General features: G+C 56.5%; 21 protein-coding genes. 17 read left to right on the top strand and 4 right to left on the bottom strand.

From position 1 onward, the window contains the following. Positions 1-54: 54 nt before the first annotated feature. The 5 genes from SPE70_RS12895 to SPE70_RS12875 all read left to right on the top strand — a co-directional run bounded on the left by SPE70_RS12895 (position 55) and on the right by SPE70_RS12875 (position 3,888). Complete coding sequence (locus SPE70_RS12895; RefSeq protein ID WP_064170229.1) at positions 55-1,500, top strand: sugar porter family MFS transporter; 1,446 nt, start codon at positions 55-57, stop codon at positions 1,498-1,500. Next, positions 1,490-1,933: a PTS sugar transporter subunit IIA gene (locus SPE70_RS12890; protein WP_008804904.1), complete on the top strand. Its 444-nt coding sequence runs from the start codon at positions 1,490-1,492 to the stop codon at positions 1,931-1,933. Before SPE70_RS12895 ends, SPE70_RS12890 begins: the two co-directional genes overlap by 11 nt. A 432-nt stretch (positions 1,934-2,365) precedes the next feature. Next, positions 2,366-2,605 carry a hypothetical protein gene (locus SPE70_RS12885; RefSeq protein ID WP_008804905.1) on the top strand — a complete coding sequence of 80 codons (240 nt, stop codon included), beginning with the start codon at positions 2,366-2,368 and terminating at the stop codon, positions 2,603-2,605. 24 nt (positions 2,606-2,629) lie between these two features. After that, complete coding sequence (locus SPE70_RS12880; protein WP_012541739.1) at positions 2,630-2,770, top strand: hypothetical protein; 141 nt, start codon at positions 2,630-2,632, stop codon at positions 2,768-2,770. Between the two features lie 191 nt (positions 2,771-2,961). Next, on the top strand, positions 2,962-3,888 hold the full coding sequence (locus SPE70_RS12875) for an alpha/beta hydrolase (protein ID WP_046619759.1): 927 nt from the start codon (positions 2,962-2,964) through the stop codon (positions 3,886-3,888). A 33-nt stretch (positions 3,889-3,921) separates the two neighbouring features. Here SPE70_RS12875 and SPE70_RS12870 read toward each other — a convergent pair whose 3' ends face one another. After that, positions 3,922-5,577, bottom strand: a complete 1,656-nt coding sequence (locus tag SPE70_RS12870) for a putative bifunctional diguanylate cyclase/phosphodiesterase (RefSeq protein ID WP_008804907.1) — start codon at positions 5,575-5,577, stop codon at positions 3,922-3,924. A 296-nt stretch (positions 5,578-5,873) separates the two neighbouring features. On the opposite strand from SPE70_RS12870, the gene SPE70_RS12865 reads away from it, so the two are divergent. The 7 genes from SPE70_RS12865 (at position 5,874) to SPE70_RS12835 (ending at position 9,892) form a co-directional block, all read left to right on the top strand. Next, positions 5,874-6,122, top strand: coding sequence for a hypothetical protein (locus SPE70_RS12865; RefSeq protein WP_008804908.1), 249 nt, complete (start codon positions 5,874-5,876; stop codon positions 6,120-6,122). 310 nt (positions 6,123-6,432) lie between these two features. Beyond that, complete coding sequence (locus tag SPE70_RS12860) at positions 6,433-6,651, top strand: ParD-like family protein (RefSeq protein WP_002904808.1); 219 nt, start codon at positions 6,433-6,435, stop codon at positions 6,649-6,651. Beyond that, positions 6,632-7,414: a type I methionyl aminopeptidase gene (gene map / locus SPE70_RS12855; RefSeq protein WP_008804909.1), complete on the top strand. Its 783-nt coding sequence runs from the start codon at positions 6,632-6,634 to the stop codon at positions 7,412-7,414. The genes SPE70_RS12860 and map overlap by 20 nt, the downstream gene beginning before the upstream one ends. A 260-nt stretch (positions 7,415-7,674) precedes the next feature. Next, positions 7,675-8,790, top strand: coding sequence for a serine hydrolase domain-containing protein (locus SPE70_RS12850; RefSeq protein ID WP_064170228.1), 1,116 nt, complete (start codon positions 7,675-7,677; stop codon positions 8,788-8,790). After that, positions 8,777-9,121, top strand: coding sequence for a hypothetical protein (locus SPE70_RS12845; RefSeq protein WP_064170227.1), 345 nt, complete (start codon positions 8,777-8,779; stop codon positions 9,119-9,121). The genes SPE70_RS12850 and SPE70_RS12845 overlap by 14 nt, the downstream gene beginning before the upstream one ends. Positions 9,122-9,149: 28 nt before the next feature. Continuing rightward, positions 9,150-9,683 (top strand): DUF2975 domain-containing protein, encoded by a 534-nt coding sequence (locus SPE70_RS12840; RefSeq protein WP_004205916.1) that lies wholly within the window; start codon positions 9,150-9,152, stop codon positions 9,681-9,683. Positions 9,684-9,685: 2 nt separating this feature from the next. Next, a complete protein-coding gene (locus SPE70_RS12835; RefSeq protein WP_004205917.1) occupies positions 9,686-9,892 on the top strand; it encodes a helix-turn-helix domain-containing protein in 207 nt (68 codons plus the stop codon). 159 nt (positions 9,893-10,051) lie between these two features. On the opposite strand, the gene SPE70_RS12830 is transcribed toward SPE70_RS12835, so the two are convergent. Next, positions 10,052-10,339 carry a type 1 fimbrial protein gene (locus SPE70_RS12830; RefSeq protein ID WP_064170226.1) on the bottom strand — a complete coding sequence of 96 codons (288 nt, stop codon included), beginning with the start codon at positions 10,337-10,339 and terminating at the stop codon, positions 10,052-10,054. A 445-nt stretch (positions 10,340-10,784) separates the two neighbouring features. Between SPE70_RS12830 and SPE70_RS12825 the strand changes: the two genes are divergently transcribed. From SPE70_RS12825 to SPE70_RS12805, 5 genes are all read left to right on the top strand, one after another. Continuing rightward, positions 10,785-11,348, top strand: coding sequence for a fimbrial protein (locus SPE70_RS12825; RefSeq protein WP_012968240.1), 564 nt, complete (start codon positions 10,785-10,787; stop codon positions 11,346-11,348). Between the two features lie 77 nt (positions 11,349-11,425). Then, a complete protein-coding gene (locus tag SPE70_RS12820; protein ID WP_008804915.1) occupies positions 11,426-12,121 on the top strand; it encodes a fimbrial biogenesis chaperone in 696 nt (231 codons plus the stop codon). A 15-nt stretch (positions 12,122-12,136) separates the two neighbouring features. Further along, entirely contained in the window at positions 12,137-14,638 is a 2,502-nt protein-coding gene (locus SPE70_RS12815; protein ID WP_050887168.1) for a fimbria/pilus outer membrane usher protein, read from the top strand. Continuing rightward, positions 14,626-15,630, top strand: a complete 1,005-nt coding sequence (locus SPE70_RS12810; protein ID WP_063105598.1) for a fimbrial protein — start codon at positions 14,626-14,628, stop codon at positions 15,628-15,630. Before SPE70_RS12815 ends, SPE70_RS12810 begins: the two co-directional genes overlap by 13 nt. Positions 15,631-15,762: 132 nt before the next feature. Next, the gene (locus tag SPE70_RS12805) at positions 15,763-17,055 is read left to right on the top strand and encodes a glycoside hydrolase family 10-like protein (protein ID WP_016161010.1); all 1,293 of its coding nucleotides are present in this window, start codon (positions 15,763-15,765) and stop codon (positions 17,053-17,055) included. A 16-nt stretch (positions 17,056-17,071) separates the two neighbouring features. On the opposite strand, the gene SPE70_RS12800 is transcribed toward SPE70_RS12805, so the two are convergent. Both SPE70_RS12800 and hipB read right to left on the bottom strand, forming a co-directional pair. Next, a complete protein-coding gene (locus tag SPE70_RS12800; RefSeq protein ID WP_008804919.1) occupies positions 17,072-18,394 on the bottom strand; it encodes a type II toxin-antitoxin system HipA family toxin in 1,323 nt (440 codons plus the stop codon). Then, positions 18,394-18,660 carry a type II toxin-antitoxin system antitoxin HipB gene (gene hipB / locus SPE70_RS12795; RefSeq protein ID WP_008804920.1) on the bottom strand — a complete coding sequence of 89 codons (267 nt, stop codon included), beginning with the start codon at positions 18,658-18,660 and terminating at the stop codon, positions 18,394-18,396. Before hipB ends, SPE70_RS12800 begins: the two co-directional genes overlap by 1 nt. Positions 18,661-18,805: the final 145 nt, after the last annotated feature.

The following is an 18,805-nucleotide window of genomic DNA, read 5'->3' as shown; positions in this document are numbered from 1 at the left end:
GACTGGGGAGATGTATTTTTATCTTGTGTCGTTCAATAAAATAAAGGGACTACCATGTCATTTATAACAAACCTGAACCAGCAACAGAGAAAACGACTTCATCAGATCACCTTAGTGGCCACCTTCGGCGGCCTGCTTTTCGGTTACGACACCGGCGTTATCAACGGCGCCTTTTCCTCACTGAAGCAGTATATGGCGCTGACCCCGACTACCGAAGGGCTGGTGATGAGCGTCCTGCTGATCGGCGCCGCGCTGGGCAGCGTGTTTGGCGGCAAGTTTGCCGACTTCTTCGGCCGGCGAAAATATTTACTCTTCCTCTCCTTTATTTTTCTTATCGGCGCCCTGCTTTCCGCCGCAGCCCCCGATATCACTACCCTGCTGATTGCTCGTGCCCTGCTGGGCTACGCCGTTGGCGGCGCGTCGGTCACTGCCCCCACTTTTATTTCGGAAGTGGCGCCTACCGAGATGCGCGGTAAGCTGACCGGCCTGAATGAAGTCGCCATCGTCATTGGCCAGTTGGCGGCGTTTGCCATCAACGCGATCATTGGCATCATCTGGGGCCATCTGCCGGACGTCTGGCGCTATATGCTGCTGGTACAGGCCATTCCCGCTATCTGCCTGTTTGTTGGCATGTGGCGCGCGCCGGAAAGCCCGCGCTGGCTGATCAGCAAAAATCGCCACGAGGAAGCGCTGCATATTCTCAAACAGATCCGCCCGGCGGAACGCGCGCAGAAGGAGTATGACGACATCTCCACCCTGATCAAAATTGAAGCCGGCAATAAGTACAGCGCTCAGGGCACCTTCACGACTATCCTCAAAACGCCATGGATCCTCAAAATTTTGCTGGTCGGTATTACCTGGGCCGCGTTGCAGCAAACTACTGGGGTTAACGTCATTATGTACTACGGCACGGAAATTCTGAGTGCCGCCGGCTTCTCAGAACGTACCTCGCTGATCTGTAACGTGCTGAACGGTGTCTTCTCCGTCGGCGGTATGCTGATTGGCGTGCTGTTCCTTGTCGACCGTTTCAAACGTAAGACGATCATTATCTACGGCTTTGCCATTATGGCCACGCTGCACCTGATTATCGCCGCTGTCGATTACACCCTGGTGGGCGATCTGAAAGCCACAGCCATCTGGCTGCTGGGCGCGCTGTTCGTCGGTGTGATGCAGGGTTCCATGGGCTTTATTACGTGGGTGGTATTAGCTGAGCTGTTCCCGTTGAAATTCCGCGGGCTGTCGATGGGGATCTCGGTATTTTTCATGTGGATCATGAACGCGGTGGTCAGCTACCTGTTCCCGCTGCTGCAGGCGAAACTGGGCCTTGGGCCGGTCTTCTTCATCTTCGCAGCCATCAACTACTTAGCGATTCTGTTCGTGGTCTTCGCCCTACCGGAGACCTCCAATAAATCGCTCGAGCAGTTAGAAGAAGAGCTGTCAGCGAATCATGAGGGTAAAAAATCTACGCGTCTCACCAGGGAGGTTGGCTATGATCGATAACATCACGCTGGATAATCTGCATATCGGCTGCAAGGCCAGTAATAAAGCGGAAGTGATCGCTATGATTGGCGCGGAGTGTAAAGCCAAAGGATATGTGAATCAGGAGTGCGTTCACTTTCTGCTGGAGCGTGAACATCAGGTTTCCACTTTTTTGGGGAATGGCATCACCTTGCCACATTTGCCGAAATCCGCGACGGATATCATTCTCAAAACCGGCATTGAGATCTTTCAGTTCCCTGATGGCGTTATCTGGGATCGCAGCAACGTGATGTTTATTGCCATCGGCGTCATCGCGAAAGAAAAAGAGCATATTGATGTGCTCAAAGAAATTGCCTCGATATTTAGCGATGAACTGATCGCTAACGCGCTGTCATTAATTTCAGACAAAAATGACTTCCTGAAAATTCTGCAACATAATGCCTTGCCTCATTAGGTATGACGCCAGCCGGAGCCTTGGCTCCGGCTGTTTCAGACCACTCCCGCAAGCGGCCAGCGGTGAATAGTGAATAGGTTTTAATTTAGCTGGTGATAGAGCCACATAAAATAATAACAATGGAAATTACCGTCATATTGTTAAATGGGCCATGGAGAATATTTCACTGCCACAATAAATTTTAAAAAACACCTATAAAAACAAGTGATTTCGTTTTTTTTACCCACCATTCTCTACGCCTTTCCATTGCCATGCTGCGATCGCTGCATGCCAGTGATTACTGCGCTATTCCATAAATTTTGATTTATATCAATACCTCGTCGGGCATTAAACTGCATTTTACAGCGCGATTATTTTGGCAAGGTGTATACGACATTGGTTTTACGACTTGGATATTTCTTTAGCCGTCCCTCAAGCCTGTGGGGATGGTTGATGTGTAACGCGCTTAACGGCATCGCGATTGTGCTTTGCTTTCGCGCGATAAGCATCGTGACGGGCTTTAGCGAAGTGGTCTGGCAGGTCATCATCACGCTGGCTATTATTATATCAACCTGGTACAGCGCTAATTATTTCGCTGCGCTGGAAGCTCGACGCGATAAACGACGCTTTCTGCTGCTGGCCTGGGTGGTCATCACCATTCTGTTAAATTTCATTCACCTTGGCGGTGGTTAACGCTGTTAATGCAAGGATCATCTCATGACGCTGGCGATGCTGTGGGTGCTTATCAGTCATCATAAAGGGCTGACGCTGTTACTGATCGTGGTTATTGCGCTGGTGCTTATTGCGCTCATCCCGCTGGTAAAAAGGCTGTTGCGTAGCATCAACGGCGATCCCTGACCGTGTCCTGATGGCCGCCGACAGGCGGCCATGTATCCTGCGTTTTCGCTTCGCCCCCCCCCACCAGCCCCGTCCGGTATCCCACGCAGATCCAAAGCGCACAAAAGAAATGAGAACCATTATCAAACAAGCTGTGTTACCGTGTCAGCCCAACAAAATGACAGCTCAAAGAATACAGGGGGTTAGACAAGGTGAAGCGGAATTCAGGGAGCATCCGGGCGCGCGGGCTGCTGACGCTGGCGGTTGGCGTGCTCTTCTACAGTAGCGGTAGCACCGCCCGACCGGATCTTCAGCCGCTGGGGCCAAACATCGCCGATAAAGGGTCAGCGTACTATCATTTTACGCAACGTCAGTATGACTCCGCCGATGGCGAACGCCACTACCGGGTGTGGACTGCCGTGCCGGACAAAGCCCCACCCGCCGCCGGCTATCCTGTGCTGTATATGCTGGATGGTAACGCGGTGATGGATAAGCTTAACGACGCCCTTCTGCAGCAGCTCTCCGCCGGCTCCCCGCCGGTGATCGTCGCTATCGGTTACCAGACAACGCTGCCCTTCGATACCGCCGCCCGGGCCTGGGATTACACTCCTCCGCTAAAGGCCTTCAAACCGCAAGTCGGGAAACCCGCGCTGCCGCCGCGAAAAACCGGAGGTAATGACCTGTTTCGTCAGTTGCTGACCGAAACAATGGTGCCGCAAACGGAAGCTCACCTGAAAATAGATCCCCACCAGCGCGCGATCTGGGGCCACTCCTACGGCGGGCTGTTTGTGCTCGACGCGTGGCGGAAGACCTCGCTGTTTCATCTCTATTATTCGGCCAGCCCGTCACTGGGCCAGGCGCAGGAATCTCCTCTGAAGGGCAGCGAAGCCTTAAGCGCCACCGCCTTCTCCGGGAAATCGCTGTATCTGCTGGAAGGTGATGGCAAAGCTGCCCGGGAACCCACCGGCCACGTGGCTTCCCTGAGTCTGTTGCGACACACTCAGCAGCAGCTGGCCGACAAAGGCCTGACGGTGGCTTTCTGGCGCTACCCTGGTATGACGCACGGTCAGATGTTTGACGTCTCGCTGCAGTCGGCTCTGCTGCATCTTTCCGGGCAGGCTCCGCTGGCGCATCAGTAATGACGCAGCGCCCACCCGCAGCCGGTGGGCGTATCAGGACGACGGAGGCAGGTGTTTAATATCCACCGGCTCGCCGAACAGAAAGCCTTGCATCTCGTCACACCCTTCCTCTTCGAGGATCTGCAGTTGCCCGGCGGTTTCCACACCCTCGGCGATAAGCGGCGTATTAATTGAATTTCCCAGCGAAATGATGGCCCGCACGAATGAGCGGACCTGGGGATTACTCTCCACATCAAGCATAAAACTTCGGTCGAGTTTAATCACGTCGAAATGGAAATCGCGCAGCATGCTCAGGGAGGAGTAGCCGGTACCGAAGTCATCGAGTGCGATGCTGATCCCCATTTTTTGCAGATGATGCAGGACGCTAAAGGCCAGCTGCTTATTGATGATGAACGCCGTCTCCGTCACTTCAAACTCAAGCAGGCTGACCGGATAGGCGGTACGCATCAGGATCTCGCGGACTTTTTCAATAAAGCTGCGGTGACGCAACTGCACCGGCGAGATATTGACCGAAACTTTTCTGTTGAGACCCTTTTCCAGCGATTCGTTACACACCTGCTCGAGCACCCAGTAACCTAAGGGCACGATGGCGCCGCTCTCTTCGGCGATGGGAATAAACACGTCAGGCGGGATCGGCCCCAGCTGCGGATGCTGCCAGCGCAGCAGCGCCTCGTAACCGGTGATCCGGCGATCTTTGATGTTGCGGATAGCCTGATAGTGGAGCGAAAATTCTCCAGCGTGAATACCGCGCCGGATGTCGGCGGCCATCATATTGCGCTGCCGCGTCTTGTCATCCATTTCACGTTCGTACCAGCAAATCTTGTGGTCGAGACTGCTCTTTGCCCGATACATGGCCAGATCGGAATTGCTCAGTACCGTGTTAATATCCGTACCGTCCTCCGGGTAGACCGAGATGCCAATGCTGGCGGAGAGAACCACTTCCGTCGCGGCAAACGTCTGCTTACCGCTGAAGCAGTGCCAGAGGCGCGCAGCAAAGGCATCCACTTCACCCTCATCGGCAAAAGGTTTAACGGCCACAAACTCATCGCCGCCAAAGCGCGCGACCATCTCCTCCTTCTGCAGCGTTTTCAGCACGGCGCCTGCCACACGCTGCAGCAGCTGGTCACCAATCAGATGGCCCTGCAGGTCATTAATCTCTTTAAACTTGTCTAAATCGATGGTGAAAATGGCAAAGCGGCGGGCATCATTACCGGTGATCAGCTTTTCCACCCGCTCAAAGAACTCCACCCGGTTAGGTAAACCAGTCAGCGCATCGTAGCGCGCCATCCATGCGATGCGGTCATTAATCGCTTTTTGTTCACTGATATCGCGGGTGATTTTGGCAAAACCCAGCAGGGTGTTCTGCTCATCGCGGATGGTATCGATCATGACATGCGCCCAGAATCGGGAGCCGTCTTTGCGGTAACGCCAGCCTTCCCCTTCGAACTGCCCGCTACGCAGGGCGATTTCCAGGTTTTTCGCCGGTACACCGGAGAGTTGCTCAGCTTCGCTATAGAAGAGACCGAAGTAGCAACCGATGATCTCGTCGCTCAGGTACCCTTTTGCCCGGCGGGCACCTTCGTTCCAGCTGATGACCGTACCGTCAGTGCTCAGCATGTATATTGCATAATCTTTAACACTTTCAATAAAGTGACGATAGGCGATATCCGTCAGGTGATCGTTACTCATGGTACAGCGCTCTCTGTGGCTCGGTCGTGGCAAAACGCACTAGATATAGCAGAACAACGCCCATGATGAATACAAGGTTAAGACGTTTTGTTGCCGCCTTTCTGGCCCTGGCAACCGCAGATAGCGCGCCAGACAGCTCTGTTAAGCGTAGTGGAATCCACTGCGCCGGGTAATGACAATCTGACGATTTTTGCACTTAGGTCGCCCACTAATAGTTACTTTTATTGATTAAAAAGTTTGATTGAAAGAATAAATAAAAGGAGTAATGTTAATAATACTTTCTATGGAGGTTAAATATGTTGCGTGATTATTTAAAAGTGGAAAAAGAAGACCAGCTTGTTGAACAACAGAGCCGTCATGACAATAGCCAGCATTATTCTGCGGTGACTGAATGGGTTATTTTGAGTAAAGATGGTCAGCGTAAAGGTCGGGTATCCCTGTTCGACCGTTTCACCACCCGCCGCTCCTGGAGCGACAGCTTTCGCATTACGCAGTTCGATAATGCGGGTAAAGTGGTGGTGGATAAACTCACTGACGCGCTGTAACTCCCCCGGATTCCCGGCCTGACGGGAGAATATTCATACGCAAAATTAACACCTGCATTAAATATATTGATGCGCCGCGCTTCGCCGCCGTCATGTTATTTTCATTCTGCATACCGATAATCTAATGGGTATTTTCGCCATGGTGAATGGCGCGAATGATTAACCCGAAAAAAATGCTGAAAATAAGCCCGCTGGTCGGGCTTTTTTGCGTGGGCCTCTCGCCTCCCCCCCGGTCACGACACAAAATGCCCATGACATCCCGTGCCGGTCTGTATACGATGCATATACGAATCATATATGGACTGTCTCTATGGGAATCGTCAAAATCTCCGATCTATTGCACGATGATATTCGTGATGCCAGCAAAGCTATGTCCCGCTCCGTCAATGCCCAGGCGGAATACTGGATCCGTCTGGGCATGATGAGCGAGCTCTACCCCGAGCTTAACCACCAGCAGATCAAACTGCTGATGCTGAAATCCGGCTCTGACCGTCTGCTGGAGGTAATCAATGCCATCAATAATCATTAAAACCGCCGATGAACTCGCACGTCAGCGCCATGCCGGCCAGCTGCTGGCGTCGGTGTTTGATATGCTGGATACCTTTATCGTTCCCGGCGTAACGACGATGGCGATTAACGATCGAGTGGAAGATTTTATCGTCAACCAGCTGCATGCCCGCCCGGCCAGCAAGGGGCAATACGATTTTCCCTATGTGTTGAACACCTCCATTAACGATGTGGTGTGCCACGGGATCCCCAAAGCGACCGAACATCTGCGCGCCGGGATGATTGTTAACGTCGATATCACCCTGGAGAAAGCGGGCATGATTGCCGACTCCAGCAAGATGTACCTGATAGGCGACGTCTCCCCGCTGGCCCGCCGGCTGGTAAAGACCACCTATGAAGCGATGTGGAAAGGCATTGAGGTGGTGAAACCTGGCGCGACGCTGGGCGATATTGGTCACGCTATTCAGCGCTGGGTCGAGGACCATGGCTACAGCGTGGTCAGAGAATATTGCGGTCACGGCGTCGGCCAGGAAATGCATGAGGAACCGCAGGTGCTGCATTACGGCCGCCCCGGGGAAGGCGCCGTGTTGCGCGAAGGAATGGTGTTCACCATTGAGCCGATGGTGAACCAGGGCGACAGCCGCATCAAAACCAAAAAAGATGGCTGGACTGTCGTCACCCGCGATAAAAAACTCTCCGCGCAATGGGAGCACACCGTGGCCGTCACCGCCAACGGATTTGAGGTGCTGACGCTACGCGACGACGAGCAGTCGCGGATCCGCTAAGTTTTCTTCTCCCGGCATAGCCGACATTTCTCGCTGGCGAGTACCTCTCTTCGTCAGCGCACTTTATTCCCTGGCCTCTATTGCCCCCCGCGTTCTCCACACCGCGCCGGGAGTGTCTGCTTTACTCCTCATAAAGTTAATCATAAAACGATAAATATTTATTTTAAAACGATAAACACCAGGCTAACCTGCGCTCACTTTAACACCAGGGAGAAGCGGTATTCCCTCACCTGGATGTCGTACCGCGTTAAGGAGAAAACATGCGCTGGAACCGCTATCGCCGGGACAGACAGATCATTGCCGCCGTGCTGGTTTTTACCGTCATCGTGGCGGCGGGGATCGCCCTGCAGCCCGGCTTTCATCCCCCCAGCTCCCGGACGACGGGGGATAAACAGCTGGTCTCGATATTAACGCCCCTGCTTAATGGCGCCCGCGGACAGGTCGCCGCAGCGCTGATTACGCCTCAGGGGGTGCGCTACGGTCTGTGGGGGAGCGAGTATACGACACAGTATGAGATCGCCAGCCTGAGCAAAACCATGACCGCCAGCCTGCTGCTGGAGGCTATTCGCCGCGGCGAAGTCACCGCGCAGACGCCGGTGTCGGCGCTGGTCCCGGAGATTGTCAGCCCGGTGCGGGATGTTACCCTGGAGCAACTGGTTTCTCACCGTTCAGGACTGCCACCGCTCACCGCGTCGGTTGGGCAGCGGCTGGCTATTCTGAGCGATATTGCCCGGCGGCAGAATCCCTGGCGCTACGATCGACCTGCGCTGATCGCGATGATGAACCAGGCCACCCTGCAGCCGACGAAATGGTTTGATTATTCCAACGCCGGGTTTGCCCTGCTCGGACTGGCGCTGGAGCGGGCGTCCCATCGCGATTTTGCCACACTGATGGCGCAACGGGTCTTTGCCCCCACCGGAATGCAGGGCGCGGAAGTGGCCCGGCACAATACTCCAGCCTCGCCGACGTTTACCATGGGCTGGTCAGCCTCTGGTTTCCCTCAGCAGCCATGGGTGATGGACGCCTTCGCCCCCGCCGGCGGCGTCCGCGCCACGATTGTCGATATGGCGAAATATGCCCAGGCGCTGCTGGCAGGAAACCTGGCGGGCAGTGAAGGCATGCACTCCCTGTTCGCCACCGATGATCCCGATTCCCGGGTGGGTTATGCCTGGTTCACTACCCGCGTCCGCGGACGGGAGATCGTCTGGCATGACGGGCAGAGTGGCGGCTTTGCGGCAATGATGGCCTTCGACCGACAGCGACAGACCGCGGTAGTGATCCTCTCCGATACCGCCTGGCCGGTGATCGGACCTGCCATCAAGCTCTTACTGGCTGCCACCCCTGATGAACAGGAGGCGCGTAATGAACGGAATTGACATCCTCTGGGCGCTGTTAACGCTGTTGTCGGTGATCCTGTTTATTTCCGGCGACTGGCTGGCGCAGCGAAAAATACGCCTGCTCAATTATGTTTTGCTGGCGACCGGGGTTATTTTTCTCGCCGAGGTTTTCCAGACCCTGCAGAATCTCGGCAAAATGGGCTACCTGTTTCGGATGCTGACCTGGACCATCCAGTCGTCGGTCATCACCCTCAGCCTCTACCGCGTCTGGACCCGTCCGTGGTTTGCCAGCCGTCGTCGCGGCGTCCGGGCGATGAGCGTTGTCTTCGCCGTGGCCCTTATGTCATGCCTGGCGCGGCTGGTGCTTTAATTATTCTCATCAATCAGGAAGGTAAATTGTGAAGCAATCCAGAACCCGGCTGAGTCTGGCTATTATTAGCGGCATACTGCCCCTCTTTTTTATGCTCGCCCTGATCGTGCCGCTGTGGATTTTCTTTACCGGCGAACGATATTTTCTTTCCACCCTGCTGCACTTTGCTGAAGTGCCGTTAACCGACAACCCGGCCCAGGCGCCGGGGATGGCGAGACGTTTGCTGCTGCTGGCCCTGCTGTATCTTCCGGCCGGGCTGTTCGCGTTCGCTATCTGGCAGGGCATGAAGGTAACCCGTAGCGTCCGCCAGCGCAGCGTGCTCAGCCTCTCCCTGGCGCACAGCGTTCGTTACATCGCTCTGGCCATGGTGGGCATGGGGATCCTGTTGCCGGTGTGCCGCTTTCTGATCCCGCTGCTCGCCTGGTGGCCGCAGCCTTATTATCAGGTGGTGTTTCTGCTCAGCGACGGGGTGCTGCTTCTGACAGGAAGCTTGCTGTTTGTGACATTTCACGCCATGCTCCACGGGATCCGTGCGGAAGAAGAGAATAAGGAGTTTATTTAACGATGGCTGTGGTGGTGAATCTGGACAAACTGCTGGTGGAAAAAAAGATGACGTCCAGGGCGCTGGCGGCCTTTGTAGGCATTACCGAACAGAACCTGTCGCTGCTCAAGTCGGGAAAAGTCAAAGGCATCCGTTTTGATACCCTGTCCCGCATCTGCGAGGCGCTGGAATGTCAGCCCGGTGATATCCTCGCCTGGGAACCCGACTGAGGCGATACTCTGCTGTCGGACGACGGCAAGGATTGTTTTCATGAAATGTACTCTACGTGCGCGTCACCCCAGTAGTCACTGCTGACGCGCGCTGAAACCGCCCACCGCGTTACCCTTTACGTCCTGCATCCGCTTACCCTTCACCGCGTTTTTCTTACCTTAGCGATAGCGAATAATGACATCCGCTTCACTGTGCTGTGCATTTCGCCAGTGGAGACTGACCTCACCGCGATCATCCGGCATGGCATAGCGAGGGGGGTTGTCTGTCAAGGCGACCTGTTCCGGTGAACGGTGCTGGCACGAAACATCGATACGATTGCGCTGCGGCGCGATAAGACAGGCCGGATTGATGACACGTCCCGAAAAATGAACCTGACCGGAGAGCGCAGCAGACGACGCCAGCGGTGCCAGACACAGACATATTAGAGCGAGACGGAGCTGAGACATAGCAATCTTCCTTGATAGCGAGTGACACTGCGCGGCACAGAATCGTTCTGTGCCATCCAACCTGCGGCTTCCTGCCGCGATCTTCACGCTACGGCAAAATAGCGGCAGCGTAAACGATTATTCTGCCCTCTCCGGTCAACTGCCGGGAATAACAGCAACGTTTTGCCAGAACTTTGCCAAAACAGGCGTCCCCGGGAAATAATACATTCTGTATATAGAACCCAATTACAATATTAAATGAGATTATACTTACACCAAAAAATAAAGATTGTTACAGCTTAACACACCTTATCCATGGGCCTTTACGACGTTCTCCGTATAATCCCGCCCCCGACGGCAGTATACATTAGTGATGCTTACCGTTTTTTGTGAACAGAAATAAAAAACATGCATTAAAAATGTTAAACGATTTAATTAACTTGTGATTATTTAATAAGGTTTGAGTATGAAAGAAAAAGGCACCCTGCTGGTTGTGGGTTCACTGCTGGCCTTCAGTCTGGCTACTGTGACCCCCGCCCGCGCGGCGGGCACACTGAATTTCACCGGTAAAATTATTAACGAGTCGTGCCAGATCGCCAACAACGGTGGCGATGTGAATGTCGATTTTGGCAACGTCGATATGTCGGCGCTGAAATCACATGAAGCGAAAACCGCAGAAACACCGTTTACCATCAACCTGACCGGCTGCCCGCTGGCGCAGAATATCAGCATTAGCCTGGAGGGTACCCCGGACACCAATGCTAACGGCACCAGCGCCGCCGTGCTGGCGCTCTCCGATGCCGCGGATACCGCCAAAGGGGTGGGCATTGAAGTCTTCTCTTCCCCTGACGGCTCAACGGAAGGCACTCAGTTGACCTTTGACAAACAGAGCAAAACGGCGGTTTCGCAAGCCGACGAAAACGGTGATATTGCCTTTAATTTTATTGCCGATCTGAAGAGCGATTCCTCCCTGGATGTCACCGCCGGCAATATTAATGCCACAGCCAATATTGATATTGTATATGAATAGAATGTGCTGATTGCCGCTTTTACCGAGGGCAGCATCCCCTGCCCTTATTTTCATTCCTCGTGACCGGATCCTCAATTATGCAGTGTTATAAAATGGCTTTTTTCCTGAGCCTTCTCTTTTGTCCGCTCCTGGCGTCTGCTGCCGGGGTTGCCATTGCCGGCACGCGTGTCATTTATAATGAACAAAGTCATGAGGCCGACATCACGGTAAAAAACACCAATCCTCACGATCCGGTACTTATTCAGAGCTGGGTAGACGATCTGGCTGATAATAATAAATCACCGTTTATCGTCACCCCGCCATTGTTCCGTCTGGATGCTGGAGACAGCAACGATCTGCGCGTGTTATTAACCTCGGCGCAACTGCCAAACGATCGGGAAAGTTTGTTCACCCTGAATATCAAAGTGATTCCTGCCAATACCGCACCGGCTGGCGAGAACATTCTGCAATTTGCTATTAAGAATCAACTTAAGCTCATTTATCGCCCGGCAGGACTCCCCGGCTCGGCGCTCGACGCGGCGCAGCACCTGCGCTGGCACGTCAGTGGCAACCACCTGCAGGCGGAGAATGCCTCCCCCTATTATGTGACTATCACCACGCTCACCTGCGCGGGCCAGAACCAGAAAACACCGCTTGAGCACAGCGTGATTGCCCCTCACAGCCGTGAAGAGTACGCCCTGCCCGGCGAGGCCTGCACCCGCCAGGTGAGCTGGCGCATTTTGGATGATTTTGGCGCTGTGCAGACGTTTAGCGCTCCCGTTTCGGCGCACTAAAAGCCTGATGTCGCGATGCGCCACGGCCCGGCTCATACCGTTACCGTCGTCAGCCTCTCCATCCTGCTGGGCGGACAGAGCGCGCCCTTGCACGCCCAGGCGACCTTTAATATGGATCTGCTGGAAAAAAACGACCATTTGCCGGCGGTGGATCTGCAGCGCTTCAATCAGCAAACGAGCCAGCCGCCTGGCGACTATCCGGTCAGCTGGCAGGTCAACGGCGTCACCCTGGATGCCCGTAAGATCATCACGTTTCGCCAGAATGACCGCGGGCAGCTGACGCCCTGCCTTAAGCCGGAAGATCTGCTGCAGGCCGGTGTTAATCCGGCCGTGCTGTCCCAGGCGTCCGGCGCAACCTCCCGCTCATGTCCCGAACTCGCCACGCTGTTGCCGGGCAGTACGGTCAATTTCGATTTTGCCCATCAGCGGCTGGCAATGACCCTTCCCCAGGCGCTGATGACGCGCCAGGCGAGGGATAATGTTCCTTCTGCGCTGTGGGATGAAGGTATCAGCGCCTTTCAGAGCAATTACCGCTATTCAGGCGCCAGCCAGCGTACCCGCGAGGGCAACACTGAGCGCGATAACTATCTGATGTTGAAAAGTGGCGTGAACGCCGGCGCCTGGCGCCTGCGCGCCAGCAACAGCCTGACCGCCAACAGCGACGATAAGCCCCACTGGACCACCAGCGGCGCCTGGCTTGAGCGCGATCTGACGCGCTGGCGGAGTGAACTGACGCTCGGGGATACCTTCACGTCGGGCGATGTGTTCGACGCGGTACAGTTTCAGGGAATTGCCCTCGCCTCCAGTGATGCGATGCTCCCGGACTCGCAGAAAGGTTTTGCCCCGACCATCCGTGGGATAGCCAGAACCAACGCCCAGGTCACGGTTCGGCAAAATGGCTACGTGCTGTATCAAACCTACGTCACCCCTGGCGCGTTCGTGATTGACGATCTTTATCCCACCGCCAGTAGCGGCAATCTTGAGGTTGCCGTCAAAGAGTCGGATGGCGAAATCCGCCGCTTCACCCAGCCGTATGCATCGGTCACCAGCATGCAACGCGAAGGCAGCCTGAAATACAACCTGGTCGCCGGGCGCTATCATAGCGACGATGCCAGCCAGCGGCCGTTGATGATGCAGTTGTCGCTGATGCGCGGGTTCGCCCACAACCTGACACTGTTTGGCGGACTGCAGAGCGCGGCGCAATACCACAACCTCTCGCTCGGCGTGGGACAGGGGCTGGGTGATGCCGGGGCGCTCTCGCTGCAGCTGTTAAACGCCCGCGACCGGCACCAGCAGGATCCGATCGATGGCCGGGCCTGGCAGCTCCAGTACAGCAAAGGTTTTGATCGTCTTGGCACGCAGTTCACCTTCACCGGCTGGCGTTATTCGCATCAGCGCTATGCCACGCTGAGCGAGGCGTATTCCAGCCCGGATCCCGACGCCGACTCGCGGGATAACGACAACAAAAAAACGACCCTGCAAATCACCGCCAGCCAGAGCCTGCCGTACGATATCACCCTCTATCTGAGTCTCGACCAGGACAGCTACTGGTCAGGGGGCGCCACACAGCGTACCGCCAATATGGGGATCAGCAGCCAGGTTCACGGTATCGCGTGGTCGCTCAGCTACAGCGATGCGCACAGTAGCGACGGTGACGAGGAGAATGACGAGCCGCACTCCGATAAAGTGGTGACATTGTCACTTTCAGTAGCGCTGAGCCACCTGCTACCGGGGAGCTATGCCGGCTATACCCTGACCTCCTCCCGCCACAGCGCCGACAGTCAGATGGTCAGTCTCAATGGCACCATGCTGGATAATCACGCGCTCAGCTACGCCGTCAGCCAAACCCTCGATCAGCAAAACGGGCACAGCGGCAGCCTGACGGCCGGCTACAGCAGTGGAAGAGGCGATCTGAATATCGGCTACAGCCGTGACTCGCAGGCCACTCGCCTGAACTACGGCGCCAGCGGGGGTATCCTGATTCACCGCCACGGGGTGGTCTTTACGCCGGAAATGAATGGCGCTGTCGTCCTGATTGACGCCGGTGGCGCAGGCGGTGTGACCCTCGCCAACCAGAGAACCATCGCCACCAATCGCGACGGGTACGCCGTGCTGCCCTTCGCTACCGCCTATCACCGCAACGACGTCGCCCTCGACAGCCACTCGCTACCGGAGAATGTGGATCTGGCTAACAGCACCGTGACGCGGGTGCCCACTAAGGACGCGGTGGTGCTGGCGCGTTTTCACACCCACGTTGGTTATAAGGCGCTGTTTACGCTGCAGTCGCAGGGACAACCGCTGCCCTTTGGCAGCGAAGTGCGCGCCAAAGACACCAGCAGCATCGTTGCCAGCGAGGGTCAGGTGTACCTCGCCGGCCTGGCGCCGAAAGGCACCCTGTATGCACAATGGGGGCCAGGCCCTCAGCAGCACTGTACTGCCCGCTACGATCTCACCCCGACGCTGGCGCAGACACCCCATCCACTCATTTTACAGCAGACGTTAACATGTCCTTTTTAACTCTCCTGCGTCGGGCCACCCTGACGCTGTTACTCGCCCTGTTACCCCCCGCCAGCGGATGGGCCTGTACGCCGGTGTTTGTCCGCGGCCAGGCCACCACCCTTCGGCTGAACGTAGGTCAACTCACCGTGCCGGCTGACGCCAGACCGGGCACCCCGCTGTATCACAAAAGTTTCGCCTGGAATCGCCTTAGCGACGGCGGCGAACAGTGGATCCGCTGTGCGGACGACCCGCGTGGGCTGTCGCCGCTACAGCTGAACAGTTTGCTGTCCGGGGGAGCGACGCGACCGACGGTTTATCAAACCAATCTCGTCGGCATTGGCGTTCGCGTATCGCTGCGCGCTATCGGCGGCTATGGCGGTTTTCCTGACCGGCCGACGCCCTCGCCGTTTAGCCAACGGGTGAACAATCCGGCCATATTGCCTGATGCGGTGTGGAAACTGGGCTATTTCCGCCTGACGATTGAGCTTATTAAAACCGGTCCCGCGGCGACACCGGGCGAGCTTGAGTATCACAGCGAGCACTTTTTAATGGCAGAGCATACCCCGCTGGCCGCGTTAGACTTAAGCGGCAGGGTCAACACCGCGGGATGTTCCGTGAATGACGCCACGCCAGCGCTGATTAAGCTGCCCGCCGCGATGCTTGACCACTTCGGCGGCGTCGGCAAAACCACCGGCGACACGCCTTTCGCGCTGCAACTGGATTGCAACAGCGCTGTGACTATTTCCCTGCGTGTTGACGGCGCGGAGCCCCTCACCGCCCGGGGGCATGGCGTTCTGCGCAATGACGCCACGGACGATCGGGCGCAGGGTATCGGTGTGCAACTGCTTTACCATCGCCAGCCGGTTTCCCTGAATCATGAGATGACGCTGGGCAGCGCGAGTGCGGGCCGGTTTATCCTGCCGCTCACGGCCCGCTACTACCAGACCCGTCCCCGGATCACCGCCGGTCAGGTGTCGGCCGTCGCGACCTATACCTTACATTATGACTAGGCGATGGCGAACCGACGGATGAAGGAATTGCTCTGACCCACGAATCGTAAGAGAATAGCCGCTACACGCGACGATCTGATTACACGGGAGTTCATCATCAGCCATTCTCGTCGATTCCCCTTAGCCAGCAAAGTGGCGCTGGCCGGTGCGGCCGTCATTGCCGTGGGCATGCTGTTCAGCTGCACCAGTAAGGCCCCTAAATCCCTTGTCACGGCACCGAACACTACCGCCGTCAAAGCCAGCCAGACGCACCGGGAGCCGGTACGCGGCGTGTGGCTCACCACCGTGTCGCGCCTTGACTGGCCGCCGGTCGGGTCGATTATCGCCAGCACGCCGGAAAGCCGCATCACGCAGCAGAAGCTGGCGCTGATCGCCAAACTCGATAACCTGCAGCGCCTGGGTATCAACACCGTCTTTTTCCAGGTGAAACCCGACGGCACGGCGCTCTGGCGGTCGGACATTCTGCCGTGGTCCGATATGCTGACCGGCAAAATCGGCGAATACCCCGGCTACGATCCGCTGCAGTTTATGCTGGATGAAGCGCACAAGCGCGGTATGAAGGTTCACGCATGGTTTAACCCCTATCGTGTCTCAGTTAACACCAAACCGTCGACCGTTGCCGAGCTGAATAACACCCTCACGCAGGTGCCGGCCAGCGTGTTCGTCCTGCACCGTAACTGGATCCGCACCGCCAGCGATCGCTTTGTCCTCGACCCGGGCATTCCCGAAGCACGGGACTGGATCACCAGCATCGTCGCTGAAGTGGTGCAGAACTACCCGATTGACGGCGTGCAGTTCGACGACTATTTCTACACCGAAACCGCCTCTTCCCCGCTTAACGACAATGAAACCTTCCGCCGTTACGGACAGGGTTACGCCTCGAAGGGCGACTGGCGCCGGCATAACACCCAGCAGCTCATAGCCCAGGTTTCCACTACTATCAAAAAGCTCAATCCGAACGTCGAGTTTGGCGTGAGCCCGGCCGGGGTGTGGCGCAACCGCTCGCACGATCCGGCGGGGTCCGATACCCGTGGCGCGGCCGCCTATGATGAGTCCTATGCCGATACCCGCAGCTGGGTGCAGCAGGGACTGCTCGACTACATCGCGCCGCAGATCTACTGGCCGTTTGCCCGCGATGCCGCGCGCTATGATGTGCTGGCCAACTGGTGGGCCGAGGTGGTTAAGCCGACGCATACCCGGCTGTATATCGGCGTGGCGCTGTACAAAGTGGGTGAGCCGTCCAAAAATGAGCCTGACTGGACGGTGGATGGCGGCGTGCCGGAGCTGAAAAAGCAGCTCGACCTCAATGAAACTCTGCCGCAGATCCAGGGCACGATCCTGTTCCGCGAAAATAACCTCAATCAGCCGCAAACCCGGCAGGCGGTCAACTATCTGCGCAGCCGCTGGGGGCAACCGCAAAGCTAACCGCCAACCGGTTCTGCTATAGCGCCTGCAGCCCTTGCTGCAGGCGGGCGTGCAGCTTCAGCATATTTTCCGTAATGGCCCGCCAGACGTGGGTGGAAAAGTCCGCCGGCAGCGTCCGGCGAGCGCTTTCGATTGCCTGCGGCACATGCCCGGCAAACTCCTGGAGGATCGCCAGCATCTGCTCCCCAGGAAAGTTCACCGCTTTGGCGGTTGCCAGAAAATGACGCGGATAGATAGCGTTAATCTCTGTTTTCCGCCCTTTTGTGGCATTGAGCCCCATCGACAGCTTCAGGTCGCGCAGATGCAGTCCCGTGCCTCCCAGCACCGGAAACGCCGAAATGATGTCGTAGAACGGCGTTAGACGGTAGCTGCCACCGGGCAGCAAAAAGAGCGAGAAGTTCTTCGCATGCCCGTCCGTTGCCCCAACCAGCCACTGAAAAACCATGAATTTCATAAAGTCTGCGCGATCTTTCAGGGCTTCACTGGAGCCCAGCAGAAAGGCCATGATTGCCGCAATACCCGGCCCGCCGTCAGATTCATATTTCATCGACGACGGGATGCCAAAGGCCTGACACAGATCCTCCTGCGGCAGACGCAGTAGCACCCGTCCCTCCTGCGCCCAGCGCCGGTCAAAGCGGGTCACCGCCAGCGCGCGGATCCGCGGCGTGGTGATAATCTCTGCCTCCGGCACCGCCAGGCCCAGTTCCCTGGCCAGCGCCAGGCACAGAAACTCGTTATCCACGCTTTCACGCAGATCCAGCGTCGCATTAGGCTGCTTTATCTCGCCGATGGGCAGTTTAATGATATGCGTGGTCGGCGTGGTGCCCTGCGGAATACACCAGTGCCCGCCCATCCGCAGCAGCGCCGTTTTCTCCTGGGCGCCGGCCACCGAGATACGGAAATCATCCTGGCCGGTAATCATCCCGAGAGGGATATCCGACTGGTAGGCGGTCAGCAAAGCGGTGAGCTGCGCCTCGTCCAGCGTCTGCCAGCGCAACCCCTCAAGGTGCGCCTCTTCCCCCGGCGGTAGCAGAGTCACCGCCCCTACGCTATCCCGTCCCACTTCGGCCAGCAGATCGAACGGCTGCTTCGAGCGCGCCTGATAGCGCCTGACGATCCGATCGCGGACCTGCGGGCTGTCGGGCAGCAGATTATCAAAATAGTGATACACCGCGTCGGCGGTGATATTGCCATACTGCAGCGGCAGCGAGAGGGAGAGCGGTCTGGCGCGCGGGCTGCGCAGCCACTCTTCGTCATAGCGAAAACTGTGCGCCCCGTTAGCCTGGCGGGTTAAGGTGCCCACGCGCACATTGTTCATCCAGGTGGTAAGCGTCGCCATTACCAGTCAAGGTCCGTGTTGTTATCGGGAGCCGGCGCCGTCTCTGTGGCTTTGGCGTTCAGCGTCATCACCACCCCTAGCGACTGGAGGATCTTAAACAGCGTGGTTAAGGTGGTTTTGTCGGGGTGATTTTCAAAATTGGACAGTGTCGCCTGCTTAATACCGATCCGCCTGGCCAGCGCATCCTGGGTCCAGTGGTTCTGCTGGCGCAGCAGCTTCAGATAATTGGCCAGCTGCACGGGACTGTATATCTGCGGGGAATTCATCGCCTTGTTCCTCACCATCATTTATCCCCCTATCGGGATAAACTTGGTTTTATACCCTGCAGGGGATAATGTCAAGATTATCCCCTGCAGGGGATAGGTGGGTGATTATCCTTGAGTGGGGATAAAACAGGAAGGATGGTGGCCG

The sequence above is a fragment of the Klebsiella sp. ZJOU C1 genome, from assembly GCF_035620215.1.
Lineage (GTDB): Bacteria > Pseudomonadota > Gammaproteobacteria > Enterobacterales > Enterobacteriaceae > Klebsiella > Klebsiella variicola.
Note: the sequence above shows the minus strand (reverse complement) of the source record. Positions and strands in the feature narration are given on the sequence as shown.

Bases quoted from the DNA above. Each gene is read 5' to 3' on its own strand.
- SPE70_RS12845 (WP_064170227.1), top strand. From the start codon at position 8,777: ATGAACGGAATTGACATCCTCTGGGCGCTGTTAACGCTGTTGTCGGTG.
- SPE70_RS12820 (WP_008804915.1), top strand. From the start codon at position 11,426: ATGCAGTGTTATAAAATGGCTTTTTTCCTGAGCCTTCTCTTTTGTCCG.
- SPE70_RS12865 (WP_008804908.1), top strand. From the start codon at position 5,874: ATGTTGCGTGATTATTTAAAAGTGGAAAAAGAAGACCAGCTTGTTGAA.
- SPE70_RS12810 (WP_063105598.1), top strand. From the start codon at position 14,626: ATGTCCTTTTTAACTCTCCTGCGTCGGGCCACCCTGACGCTGTTACTC.
- SPE70_RS12830 (WP_064170226.1), bottom strand. From the start codon at position 10,339: ATGTCTCAGCTCCGTCTCGCTCTAATATGTCTGTGTCTGGCACCGCTG.
- SPE70_RS12870 (WP_008804907.1), bottom strand. From the start codon at position 5,577: ATGAGTAACGATCACCTGACGGATATCGCCTATCGTCACTTTATTGAA.
- SPE70_RS12890 (WP_008804904.1), top strand. From the start codon at position 1,490: ATGATCGATAACATCACGCTGGATAATCTGCATATCGGCTGCAAGGCC.
- SPE70_RS12825 (WP_012968240.1), top strand. From the start codon at position 10,785: ATGAAAGAAAAAGGCACCCTGCTGGTTGTGGGTTCACTGCTGGCCTTC.
- SPE70_RS12850 (WP_064170228.1), top strand. From the start codon at position 7,675: ATGCGCTGGAACCGCTATCGCCGGGACAGACAGATCATTGCCGCCGTG.
- map (WP_008804909.1), top strand. From the start codon at position 6,632: ATGCCATCAATAATCATTAAAACCGCCGATGAACTCGCACGTCAGCGC.
- SPE70_RS12860 (WP_002904808.1), top strand. From the start codon at position 6,433: ATGGGAATCGTCAAAATCTCCGATCTATTGCACGATGATATTCGTGAT.
- SPE70_RS12895 (WP_064170229.1), top strand. From the start codon at position 55: ATGTCATTTATAACAAACCTGAACCAGCAACAGAGAAAACGACTTCAT.
- SPE70_RS12880 (WP_012541739.1), top strand. From the start codon at position 2,630: ATGACGCTGGCGATGCTGTGGGTGCTTATCAGTCATCATAAAGGGCTG.
- SPE70_RS12835 (WP_004205917.1), top strand. From the start codon at position 9,686: ATGGCTGTGGTGGTGAATCTGGACAAACTGCTGGTGGAAAAAAAGATG.
- hipB (WP_008804920.1), bottom strand. From the start codon at position 18,660: ATGAATTCCCCGCAGATATACAGTCCCGTGCAGCTGGCCAATTATCTG.
- SPE70_RS12885 (WP_008804905.1), top strand. From the start codon at position 2,366: ATGTGTAACGCGCTTAACGGCATCGCGATTGTGCTTTGCTTTCGCGCG.
- SPE70_RS12800 (WP_008804919.1), bottom strand. From the start codon at position 18,394: ATGGCGACGCTTACCACCTGGATGAACAATGTGCGCGTGGGCACCTTA.
- SPE70_RS12815 (WP_050887168.1), top strand. From the start codon at position 12,137: ATGCGCCACGGCCCGGCTCATACCGTTACCGTCGTCAGCCTCTCCATC.